The organism is Mangrovibacterium lignilyticum (assembly GCF_010882175.1).
In the GTDB taxonomy this organism is placed as follows: Bacteria; Bacteroidota; Bacteroidia; order Bacteroidales; family Prolixibacteraceae; genus Mangrovibacterium; species Mangrovibacterium lignilyticum.
Genome location: NZ_WKLH01000006.1, coordinates 75,217 through 87,138, shown reverse-complemented (window position 1 = coordinate 87,138; position 11,922 = coordinate 75,217). Strand labels below are relative to the sequence as shown.

Annotated in this window: 7 protein-coding genes; 3 read left to right on the top strand and 4 right to left on the bottom strand. The window is 43.3% G+C overall.

From position 1 onward, the window contains the following. Positions 1-164 precede the first annotated feature (164 nt). Positions 165-716 carry an RNA polymerase sigma factor gene (locus GJV22_RS20475; protein ID WP_163718173.1) on the top strand — a complete coding sequence of 184 codons (552 nt, stop codon included), beginning with the start codon at positions 165-167 and terminating at the stop codon, positions 714-716. Beyond that, positions 713-2,152, top strand: coding sequence for an outer membrane beta-barrel protein (locus GJV22_RS20470; RefSeq protein WP_163718171.1), 1,440 nt, complete (start codon positions 713-715; stop codon positions 2,150-2,152). The genes GJV22_RS20475 and GJV22_RS20470 overlap by 4 nt, the downstream gene beginning before the upstream one ends. A 149-nt stretch (positions 2,153-2,301) precedes the next feature. On the opposite strand, the gene ahpF is transcribed toward GJV22_RS20470, so the two are convergent. Beyond that, positions 2,302-3,885 carry an alkyl hydroperoxide reductase subunit F gene (ahpF, locus tag GJV22_RS20465; protein WP_163718169.1) on the bottom strand — a complete coding sequence of 528 codons (1,584 nt, stop codon included), beginning with the start codon at positions 3,883-3,885 and terminating at the stop codon, positions 2,302-2,304. A 70-nt stretch (positions 3,886-3,955) separates the two neighbouring features. After that, a complete protein-coding gene (gene ahpC, locus GJV22_RS20460; protein WP_163718167.1) occupies positions 3,956-4,519 on the bottom strand; it encodes an alkyl hydroperoxide reductase subunit C in 564 nt (187 codons plus the stop codon). Between the two features lie 581 nt (positions 4,520-5,100). Here ahpC and GJV22_RS20455 point away from each other — a divergent pair. Beyond that, positions 5,101-5,490 carry a VOC family protein gene (locus tag GJV22_RS20455; RefSeq protein WP_163718165.1) on the top strand — a complete coding sequence of 130 codons (390 nt, stop codon included), beginning with the start codon at positions 5,101-5,103 and terminating at the stop codon, positions 5,488-5,490. A 127-nt stretch (positions 5,491-5,617) separates the two neighbouring features. On the opposite strand, the gene GJV22_RS20450 is transcribed toward GJV22_RS20455, so the two are convergent. Then, on the bottom strand, positions 5,618-7,231 hold the full coding sequence (locus tag GJV22_RS20450; RefSeq protein WP_163718162.1) for a dicarboxylate/amino acid:cation symporter: 1,614 nt from the start codon (positions 7,229-7,231) through the stop codon (positions 5,618-5,620). A 262-nt stretch (positions 7,232-7,493) separates the two neighbouring features. Next, positions 7,494-11,678 carry a tetratricopeptide repeat protein gene (locus GJV22_RS20445; RefSeq protein ID WP_163718160.1) on the bottom strand — a complete coding sequence of 1,395 codons (4,185 nt, stop codon included), beginning with the start codon at positions 11,676-11,678 and terminating at the stop codon, positions 7,494-7,496. Between the last annotated feature and the right edge of the window lie 244 nt (positions 11,679-11,922).

Below are 11,922 nucleotides of genomic sequence, written 5' to 3'. Positions count from 1 at the left end.
AAACAGCCCTAATCGGGCTGTTTTTTTTGAGGAAAATGGAATCATTTTTGTCATTCGACGCAACCCGAGTGAGCTATTATGCATCTACTGGACGGTATAATGAATTGTAACCGGAATATTTAGGCAGAATTGTTTAATTTAAGAAGGTATCTAAAGAATCGGATTTGAACGACCTGGCTTTATTGATAAAGGATTGTGCTGCAGGCAAAGCAAGTGCGCAAGCACACTTGTATGGACTTTTTGCGCCCAAAATGTTCGGCGTGTGCCTGCGCTATTCCAAAGATCAGACAGAGGCGGAAGACAATCTGCAGGAAGGGTTCATAAAGGTTTTTCAGAAGATTGACACCTTTAAACATCAGGGGTCTTTCGAGGGATGGGTTCGGAGGATTATGGTGAATGTCTCATTGGAGAAATTCAGAAAGCAGCACCACATGTATCCGGTTGATGATATTGAGAAGTATGACAGTGCGGAAGAAGAGGAAATAACAGAGAGTGAATGGTCGACCAACGACTTGATGAAGCTCATTCAGGAGTTGCCGCCACGTTATCGTATGGTTTTTAACTTATATGTTTTTGAGTCGATGAACCACAAGGAAATTGCAAAAGACCTGAATATTTCCGAAGGAACTTCAAAATCAAATCTGGCTCGTGCCCGGTTGATTCTGAAAAATCGAATTAAGAGTGAGTTGTTTGATGTAGAAAATTACACGGCATGATAAAGGAAGATAAGCAAATAGATGAGTTGTTTCGCTCAAACCTTGAGGGTTTTGAATTAAAACCCCCTGCTTATGTTTGGGACGGAATCGTCGAAAAGCAAGCCGCAGCCAAGCGCAAAAAAAGAGTGCTTTGGATCAGGTTCACCGCTGTAGCGGCGTCGCTTTTATTGGCCTTTCTATTAGGACGGGAATTGCAGAATAATAATTCTTCCTTAAAGGTAAACACGACCATCGCAAAGCAAAAGGAAATTCCCCAAAACGGCAATCCGGAGAGCTCTCCGGAGAAAACGCTCGCAACTGAAGTGAATGAACAAATAAAACCCATCGTTGACAAGGATAAACAAGTGGTTGAATCAGCAACTAAGACAATTGAACCCTTAGTGTCGGGGGCGAATACAACCGAAGTCTCAACCCTCAATAATGTGATGGCTTTATCTGAGTCTAAGCTTTTAGTCGATATGACTTCACCCGGCTTGTCAGATGACTATTCACTGTTGGAGAACCACCGTGCTCAACTTGCTGTGAATGGCCCGGGCTCGGGGCGTTTAGACAATATGAAAAGCAATGTTTTAAGTGAACTTGATCGTCTGATCATTGAGCAGAACCAGTCGGCTTTGCTTGATAAAGAAAACAAATCATCGGAATTAGACTGGAGTATTGGTGCAATGGTGAGTCCTGTTTTGGCTGTAAATTCCAGTAGCCATAGCGATCAGTATGCGCAAAACATGAATGCTTCGAGTAATGACCGGAATGTGAATTTAGGCGGTGGGTTGACAGTCGCGGTTAAGACTCAGAGGAAATGGAGTTTCCAGTCGGGGATTAATTACAGCCGGGTGGAACAAGGCTCGACTAACAACTTGACCAGTAACAGCAGGGAAGTAGCCTTTTCCTTTGGGGATGCAAGTAACGATGCCGGCCCGCGTTATTTCACTACGGCAACAACTGACGGGGAAGCGGTTGTCGTAAAGTCGCCAGCCGGAAAAATTGTTTTAGATGCCTTGCCGGATAACGCTCTGGTTGCAGGTAATGTTGAAAATACCCTGGCTTCTGCAACTCCGGAAGTTTTGATGACGACGTCCGATTTTGATCAGGTCTTTGATTATATTGAAGTTCCTTTTTTTGTTCGCTATCAGTTAGTCGACCGTAAGTTTGGTGTGCAACTGATGGCTGGCGTTAATACCGGCTTTCTGGTTGGCAACTCGGCTTATATGACCAGTGGAGATTCCCGTTCCAGAGTCGGCAAAACGTCCGACATGAATTCACTTTCTCTTTCATCCAGTTTTGGTGTTGGAATGGGCTATCAACTTACGCCTAATTTACAATTGCGATTTGAGCCACAAATGCGATATTACCTGGAATCGCTTAGCGGTAACTCTGAAGTGAGCTATAAACCACACGCATTCGGATTTTATACCGGAATTAGTTATTCGTTTTAAAGATTCCGAACGTATTGGAGCTGTTTTTGGAAAGTTGATTGCGATCGACTTCCGGTTAATCAAACCATGCGAACTGAAACAAAAAAAGGTGCTTGCCGTCGCAAACACCCTGTTTTCTTTTCTCTGTAAACTGATAGCTATTTTCAGGACTAACCGGCCGCGACAGCTTCGGAAACAACCCCGAGCTGCAGGCCTTTAATATTATCGTCGAATGCTGATAGCGCGGCTTTTGAGCCTTCGCCCATCGCAATTACAATTTGCTTGTACGGTACTTCCGAAACATCGCCTGCAGCATAAATGCCGGCTTGTTTGGTGCGACAATGTGCATCGATGATGATTTCGCCAGCCCGGTTGCGGTCAACCACATTGGCAAAAACATCGCTGTTGGCCGTCAAGCCAATCTGAACAAATACACCGTCCAGCTGCAACTGCTCCTCTTCGCCATTTGCGCGGTGTTTAAAAGTCAATGCTGTAACTTTTGCGCCATCGCCAACCACTTCTAATGTTTGGGCATTGGTAATCACTGTCACATTCGGCAGCGTAGCCAGTTTGTCTTGCAATACTTTATCTCCTTTCAGCGTATCCAGAAATTCCAAAACAGTAACTTCCGATGCGATTGATGAAAGGTCAATGGCAGCTTCTAGCCCGGAGTTTCCTCCGCCAACAACTGCAACTTTTTTCCCTTTGTAGAAAGGTCCGTCGCAGTGAGTACAGAAAGCCACTCCGGAACCAATATACTGGCTCTCTCCAGGCACATTCAATTTGCGCCAGGCGGCACCTGTCGCAATAATCAACGCCGGAGCAATAAGGGTTTCTCCCAATGACGTTTTCACGGTTTTCAATCCGTCAATCACTTCAACTTCGGTCACGCGGCGGTTTTCCAACACATCAATTTCGTAGTCGCTGATGTGTTGTTTCAGGTTGGCCGATAATTGAGAGCCGGTGGTTTGCGATACCGAGATCATGTTTTCAATACCTTGCGTTTCGGTAACCTGCCCTCCGATTTTTTCAGCAACAATCGCTACCGAAAAACCTTTGCGGGCTGAGTAAATTGCTGCCGACACTCCGGCGGGGCCTCCACCGGCAACAATTACATCGTATGTTTTTGCCGGGCCGGCTTCTACCTCGTAGTTAGACCCGGATAGTACTTCAATTTTTTCAACGAGCTCGCCCATTGTAGAGCGTCCAACGTGCAACGATTTGCCATTGGCGTAAACGGTAGGGACAGCTTGGATATTCAGCTTATCAACCTCATCCTGGTTGATTCCCCCGTCAATAATCTCGTGTTGAATATTCGGGTTGAAGATTGAAATGATATTCAAGGCCTGAACAACATCCGGGCAGTTGGTACAGGTGAGCGAAATATAGCTCTTCAGCTGAACCGGATTTTTTAACGCTTTGATGCGTTTGGTCATGGCCTCGTCGGGTAGGTTTTTACCAATTCCATCCAAATTTAAAACGGCCAGTAAGAGAGTCGTGAATTCGTGCCCGTTGGGGATTGCCCGAAAAACAAAGGCACTTTCTTCGCCATTTTTAAAGATTGAAAAGGCCAGTCCTTCGCCTGCTGTTTGCTGAACAGCTATTTTGTCGGAGCACGAAGCAACATCTTCGAGTAAGCTCAACAGGTCTGCTCTGTTTGCGTGGGCATCGGCAACAGTAACCTGAAATGTATAATTGTTTTTCAGACCGGCAAATACTCCTTTTACCTGATCTTTTAATGCTTGATTTAACATGGCTTTTTGATTAAAAAAACAGGGAGAATCAATTGCTAATTCTCCCTGTAGGTATTGAATTTCTTAACAATTAGATTTTTCCAACCAAGTCGATGCTGGGTTGCAATGTCGCAGCGCCTTCTTTCCATTTGGCAGGGCAAACTTCAGCTGGGTTAGCAGCTACAAATTGAAGTGCTTTCAAACGACGAAGCAATTCTTCGGCGTTACGACCAACGTTTCCGGCTACCACTTCGTAGGCTACGATTTCGCCGGCAGGGTTTACGATGAAAGTTCCGCGTTCAGCCAAACCTACTTCTTCGATCATTACATCAAAACCTCTTGACAAGACACCTGTCGGGTCAGCCAACATCGGGTATTTAATTTTTTTAATGGTATCTGAAGTATCGTGCCATGCTTTGTGAACGAAATGAGTGTCGGTAGAAACAGAGAAGATTTCGCAATCTACAGCTTTGAATTCGTTGTATACGTTAGCCAGGTCTTCCAACTCAGTCGGACATACGAACGTGAAGTCGGCAGGGTAGAAGAAGAATACGGACCAACGGCCTACAACATCTTCTTTCGATACTTCCTGAAATCCGTTATTTACAAAAGCTTGAGCCTTAAAATCTACTATTTGTTTTCCAATTTGTGACATGATATAAAAATTTTAGTTGTTTGTTACTTTGTTTCGTCTGCAAACATAGTGAGCTTGGAAATACCTGTCAAACAGATAATTTCTATGTCGAATAGATCAGATTTATAATTTCAGTTAATCAGTAAGATAGCGGCGATGAGCCTTTGGGGTGATGTGACCTGAATGTTAACTGCGGCCGTAAATAGAGTAGCGGAGCTGAGTTTTTGTCCCGAGGTGGAACTCTGACGGCATTTCGTTTGTGAAAACAGAGGGTGGAAGTAAGCCATACATAAAAACAATTTCATTCTCTGCTGTACAGCATGTCTTGAATTGAAACTGTGGGATGATATTTGCTTTCGTTTAAGCGAAAACAGAAACAATTAAACACTGCCAAGTCTCAATGCCATGAAGACAAACCAGGGTTAAAACCTCGTTTCGAGGACTTGACAGTCCTTTTTCCCATTCCCTAATAAAAATGCCGGCTTTCTCGAAAGTCGGTTTTTTTTTGCGCAAGGCCAATCACTGAACAATATCTTTTTTAACTCGTTGAAAAGCGCCGTAACTTTAATACACAAGTTTAATTTTTCAAAAATATGGTAGCTATGAAAGTTGAAAATCCAGTGGTATGGTTCGAGATTTATGTCGATGACTTGCAGCGGGCCAAAGTATTTTACGAGACCGTGTTCCATACCGAATTGACAGAACTGGTTAACCCGGCTGATGATTCGGCGATAAAGATGCTTTCTTTTCCGGGTAACATGGAAACAAAAGGACGGGCTTCGGGGGCCCTGGTGAAAATGGAGGGTGTTCAAGCCGGACGAAACAGCACCATCGTTTATTTTTCCAGTCACGATTGTCGGGTCGAGGAAGATCGCGTTGCCGGGGCAGGAGGCAAGGTTGTTCGCTCGAAAATATCGATTGGCGAGTATGGCTTCATCAGCCTGGTTGCAGATACCGAAGGCAATATGATCGGCATTCACTCGATGGATTAGGCCTTTGCCGGCAGGGATGAGAACAAAGGGATTTGATTGGTTTATTGTCCGACAGCCGTGGGGCAAGGTAAAAATGGACAAGCCGTATTCTGAGGCGGAGCAATGATAAATTGCACCGTTTTGTAATTTACCGATTGGCTTCCAGGTGATCCACGACAGCGGCACCAACGCAGTCGCCCCACACGTTAATGACTGTTCGGAAGCGGTCGAGCAGCCAGTCGATAGACAATAGCAACCCAAGCCCTTCTACGGGCAAGTCAACTGCTTTCAGCACAATCAGCATGGTAACCAGTCCGGCTTCGGGAATGCCGGCAGCACCAATGGCCGATAGCGTCGCCGTTAAGAAGATGATAATCTGCATGACCGGTTCCAGTTGAATGCCGTAAACCTGTGCAATAAAAATCGCAGCTACTGCTTGGTACAAGGCTGTTCCATCCATATTGACGGTGGCTCCCAGCGGAAGCACAAAGCTGGCTGTTTTCTTCGAAATTTTATTTTCCTTCACGACTCCTTCCAGGGTCAACGGTAGGGTGGCTGTGCTCGAGGCTGTGGAAAAAGCATTCAACAACGTTGTTCCTAATCCTTTCACATAGGTGTGAAGATGCTGTTTCCCAATTACTTTTAATATTACCGGTAGAATAATCATGCCGTGAATTGATAAGCCGACTATAACCACCAGTGTGAATTTGCCCAGCGAAATTAACTCGGGAATGAATAAGGAAAATCCTCCGGCTTCCCCTATTCTTGCGGTAATGAGACCGAATATCCCGACAGGGGAAACGATCATAATCCAATAGACCAGCTTCATGACCGCATCATTCAGAATGGAAAAAAAACGGATAGCGTTTGCTGCTTTATCGCCTAATGACGAGAGTGCTGCTCCCAGCAACAAGGAGAAGAAAATCAAGGGCAAGATGTCCATGTGCAACATCGCAATAAAGATGTTGGACGGGACCATGCCCTGCTTGCCGGTTTCCTTGTTGCCGGCTAACAGCTCATAAATGGTATTGCCGAACGTGGCGCGTTCTTTTCCTTGTAAATGTTCGCTGACTCCAAAATTCACAGCTACTCCTCTCCCTGACAGTTCTACTTTCGGTTCCCGGGAGGTCAGCTCGCCGTTTAACCGCACAAAGGGTAAGCGGGTACCATCTTCGGCTCGGATATACACCTTTTCAGCATCTTCAATACCCTCCCACACTTTCACCGTCAGAGAAGAATCGGTTTGCGATTCAATCATGCCCATGATCTGTTGGTCAGTCAAGATCACGACATATTTATCGGAATAATTGCTTTTATTCCAACCCGCTTCATGCAGGGAAACGGTCCGGTTCTGTTCTCCTCTGAGGGTGTAGACATAATCCGGATGGTCCTCACCATGCTGAATGCCGACTCCCGGTTTTAGCAAATTCACCGCGATAATGCCAATCAATGCGGCCACAAAGGTTGTGACCAGGTAGTAAATCACTGTTTTGCCGCCAATGGATCCGAGGTCTTTCAAATGTCCCATTTGGGTAATTCCCACAATCAACGACAACATGACCAAGGGGATGACCAGCATGATTAAGGAATTTAAGAAAACATCGCCGATGATTTTCAGTTTGACGGCAAACTCGGGGAGCCATCCGCCCAGCATTGTACCCAATATAATGCCGATAATGATGCCCCACAAAATTTTCGATTGGCTGTTTTGCAGGTCGTTATTTCGTGTTTTCGGTTCCTTATTTTCGGCTCGCGTACTCATGCTGTCGATTTTTTCTCGCATGGGAGATGTCATAAAGGAATACGCTACAGCTGACGGATTGGTTGGGGAGTAAGCTTCGTCAGTCTATTGGAATTCACCTTTTTGTCCTGGCATCAAGCATAATGAATTGGAACATTTACTAAGAATATTAGACACCGATGAAGTCAAGGGGCAAGCTATCGAACGAAGAAATGGAGCTGCTGAAACGTTGCCTCATCTGGTTTAACAAAAAGAATAGGATCCCCGGACTCGGTCTATTATCCTAATCATCCTTTATGCCAAACACATCAGCCAGTATTTGTCGGGCTTGCTCAGGACTGGAATCTTGATCGATCAACCTTTTTATTTCGTCAATTGAAGCTTGGGGAACATCTTTCCCGTGTGATAGATCATAATTTCTGGCTTCTGCATACTGTCTTTTTGCTTTTTCAAATTGACCGAGACAAAAGTAGGCATGGGCAATGTTGTATCTGGCATATAAAGTTGTTGAGTCCATCTCAATAGATTTTTCGTCGCATTGGATTGCTTTTTCATAATCGCCTTTCAAATAATAGATCCATCCTAGATTGCCGACTGAAAGGCTATTGTCGGGGTCAATTTGGATGGCTTTTTCGGAAGTGCTTATAGCCAGATCGTGTTTCCCCATTTTGAGGTATGATCTTCCCAGGCAGTAATAGGATTCCACGTCTACCTGGTTAATCTGGATGGCTTTTTCCAGGTTGGCTATAGCTTCCTCGTACCGTTGTAGATCGTACAATGCATGTCCCAAATGTTTATATCCCTTAGGAGATGAGGAGTCAATTTGAATTAAACGTTCAAAAGTAGCAGCAGCTTCTTCATAGTTTTTCGCTATAGCGTAAGCAAAGCCCAAATTTTCCAGGTTATCCGGTTTGTTCTGATTAAGAATTGCATTCTTCTTTAATAGCTCAATTGATTGGTCAATTTGATTCGTTTTTAAGTACGCAATTCCCAGCATCAATAGCTCCCAGTATTCAATTTCTTTATTGACGAGGGGAATAGCTTCCCGTGCTATTTTTTCATCGATAGCCTCCATGAATGTTACAAGTTTTTCGAATTCTAACCGCTCATAGTAATATTTTTCCAATAGATAGATGCATATACGATATTGTTGGATGACTTCAGCTAAAAGAGGAATGTATTTTGTTTGTGGATCGTTGATCGTCTCGAAACTGTATCGGCTAAGGAAATTTTCTAATGTCTTCTCTGGTGATTCTTCTTCAACCTCATGCGTATACAAACGGTATATTAAGCCTTCTAAAGTCAGGTAGTTGTCGAGATTCAACAGTTTATCTTTAGCTGTTGTGTATACCGGTTTCTTCCATTTGTTTGTTTCGAGGATTTGGATTAAAATTTGGTCGCCTACAAGTAAGTATTGGCCCATATAGGTTGGTTTCAAGGTCCATTTGATTACACCCTTGATGTTCATCGGGTCTTCGGAAACAGGGATCTTATATTCGCGGGTCCTCCATGTTAGGGGGAGCATGTTGTCGATCTCTTCATCTTTTAAATTCGGTAGAATTGGACTTTCGGCGAATTGATTTTTAGTTTTTAATAGCTTAATATACCATGGGAAGTTCAAAAAGTCTTTTTGTATTGCGGTGATGTCCGGCCGGTAGGCCTCAGCAATTTGAAGATACCATATAAAGAGGGCAAGGTCGTCAGTAATTAGTAGGGCATTTTTATCGCATGAAGCCATTACGTTTTTGGTGGCCTCCAAAATGGCGGGGTAAAAGGCACAAGCCGCCCGGCCTTGCTCAAATGCCCAGCGCACCGAATCTGTTTCGCCCCGGCAGGCATAGGCAAGAGCCATGGTTACCCATTCGCTGGCTAATGATGTGTAAGGATCTACCGATTCGGCTTTATATTCCGGACAAATTTCTATAACCTTTTTAAATTGAGCGGTTGATTTTTCAATTGCCCCGCAATTTATTTCATAGGCCCTTTCAAAGGGCGGTTGTTGTTTGACATAAGCAAGGCCAAGGAGATAGTGAGCATCTACATTTTCCGGATCTGCTTTTACAGCTTCGTTTAAGTAAAGGATAGCATCGGAATACAATTCGCTTTCAAGAGCATCTTGGCCTTTTTTTAGCAGTGTTTCAAACGAGCTTTGTATTTTTGAGTCGGATGGATTTTTTTCTCCGTTTTTTTGAATGATAAAATAGCCATTGGGTGTTTCTATTGAACCGCTGTGCTGGCCAACCGGAAGATTTGCAGCAATGCTTGTTAGTTCAGGCATTAATTCGTTCGGATCAACGTAGCCTAAATCGCCACCGTTTTCTGTTGCAGGGCCGATGGATTCCTCCCGCGCTAAAACGGCAAATTCCTCGCCTTTTTCGAGCTTTTGGAGTAGTTTGTCAGCGTCCTGTTTTGTTTTAACCACAATAACACTAAGCTGCAGATCTTTGCTTTTATTTTCCGAGGTGGAAACCCGTCCTCTTTCCCGATCAAACCGGATTGTCCACTTTAACTTTTCCAATACTTCATGAATACTGTTGTAAAAAGTGCCGTATTCTTGCAGACTGATAGATTTCTCCTTCAAGGTAAACTCCCACTCTGCGGAAACGATGTTTTCAGCTTGTTTGAATTTTTTGGAGAAAGAGATAAATGGTGTGTTTATGGAGTCATTCCTGGGTAGAATACCAGGTTTAAATTCAGGATCAGGACCGCGATAAATTTCAATGCATGTTACTTTATGAGTCACCGGGAAGAGCAAATCATATTTGCGTTTTTCAGGCGATGCTAAATCTTTCAGGTTAAGAACTGAAAATGTGGCAGGCGTCATAGCACTGTTTTCATACAAATAGGACTGTACGTTGGTTTCTTCTTTTTTAGTGGATTTGAAATTCAGGTAAAAGCCCAAGGGGATGTTTGGATCGTTGGGGTTCGTGTAGCCAAAAGTGTCAGGTTTTTGCTCCGGGTTAAAGTAGGTGACTATTTTTGCAATTAAATCTTCTCTTTGTTTGTCTGAAAGTGGCTTGAAAAATGATTTATAGATCTCACTGTAAGCATCTTGCATCATGATAATTAAGGTTAATTGAGCTGTGTCGTTTGAAAACTGATGGCTTATTGCGATTTTGGCCAAGTTGTCCTCTGGTCTTTGTTTCGGTGTTTTTACGAATTTACCGCCCTGTCCATCAACGACGAAAGCCCATTTATCAGTGTCTTGAAAAAATAGCTTTGGGAATGGTGTAACATTGGATGTCGGATCCAGCCAGAACGACTTGTCTTCACGAGGGATAAAAACGATCACGTGGCTGAATTGACTCGGCGAAGGATTCTGCATATCAATGTCTCTGACTGGATTGATCAGTGCGGGAAATGATCGAATACCGATGGCGCTCAACATGGAGATGAGGAGTGTCGCCTTATCTTTACAATCACCGTATTGGTTCCGTAGTGTTCGATTGGCATACTGTGGAAAATAACCACCACGACCGAAATCGACTTCAACGTAATCAATTTCTAATTGGACATATTGGTACAGTTTCGCGATTTTCTCGTCGTCGTCAATGGCATTTCTAGTTAACGTGTCAGCCAGTGTTTGTATTTCTGTTGTAAGGTCAGTTTGAGGGAAAATATTCATGCTTGCCCACTGGTCTATTTCACTCCAATCGCTGACTGATGTCAAATAGATGGATGGTAATACATCTAAAATCGGAGGCATAAATTCTTCAATCGGGATGGCCGGAAGATTTCTTGATTCCCAGCTATAAACTTTATGGCCGGCAATTTTGACGATTTTGGGCTTCAGTTTAATATGATGCAAGTTGTGTGTGAAATTTGATTTCCGAGGCAATTGTAGTTGAATCCGGGAAAGGTAGACTGGGTCTATCCTTATTGTTTTTAATGATGAGAGAGGGGTGCTAAGTATATGATTAAAACAGAATTGCCCATACCATTTGCTTGGTATTCTCGGGGATTTTTGGTTATAGGTGACTTGATATTCAAATACATCTCCCGTTTTTAATGAAGAGAATATAAAGGAGAGAATGCGTTGGTCGGTACTTTCTTTCCCGCTACCTGTTAGCTGTCCTGTTTTTACTTGAATTGCTTCTTTCGAAACTTCAACAATAGTTCCGTCTCCTTTTATCGTTCGTGCAAAGTCGAGTGAAAGATTTTCGAAGTGAGAATTATACGATAACGTGATGTGACTATAATCGGTTCTTGCCTTTTCACTCAAAATTTTGCCACATACATGTGTTGAATGTTGGTAAAAATCATTGTCATCCACAGATATACATACTTCATTTAATAGAATGATCGCACCTGCTTTGATGTATTCATCGTTTGCAGGAACTTCTGCAATTAACTCTAGGATCTTTGGATCAACTTCGGTTCCGGTTGTTTGGGCAGTTAAGGAGGAAATTTGAAGGGTAAGCAGTAACAGAATAATGATCCCCCAAATAGTTGATTTCAGGTTTTTCATTTTCGGGACTCGGGTAAAAAAATAATTCTCAATTCAGCAAAAGGCGCAAAAATAGTAGCTCAACAATGAGCTATTATTCAGAGAGAACTTCTCATTTACATTGGTCAATGGTAACAGCCTAATAAAATTACCACATTTTAGTCGAAATACCTCTAAAAATGATCATATGTTTGGCTGGTCATTTGTTTGAAGAGTGGCGTTTCTTAGTTGGCAGTTTTCAAATCTGACAAATTTTCAAAGCGTA

What these genes read in the sequence shown, in the direction of transcription:
- GJV22_RS20470 (WP_163718171.1), top strand. Translation starts at nt 713, where the DNA reads ATGATAAAGGAAGATAAGCAAATAGATGAGTTGTTTCGCTCAAACCTT.
- ahpF (WP_163718169.1), bottom strand. Translation starts at nt 3,885, where the DNA reads ATGTTAAATCAAGCATTAAAAGATCAGGTAAAAGGAGTATTTGCCGGT.
- ahpC (WP_163718167.1), bottom strand. Translation starts at nt 4,519, where the DNA reads ATGTCACAAATTGGAAAACAAATAGTAGATTTTAAGGCTCAAGCTTTT.
- GJV22_RS20455 (WP_163718165.1), top strand. Translation starts at nt 5,101, where the DNA reads ATGAAAGTTGAAAATCCAGTGGTATGGTTCGAGATTTATGTCGATGAC.
- GJV22_RS20450 (WP_163718162.1), bottom strand. Translation starts at nt 7,231, where the DNA reads ATGAGTACGCGAGCCGAAAATAAGGAACCGAAAACACGAAATAACGAC.
- GJV22_RS20445 (WP_163718160.1), bottom strand. Translation starts at nt 11,678, where the DNA reads ATGAAAAACCTGAAATCAACTATTTGGGGGATCATTATTCTGTTACTG.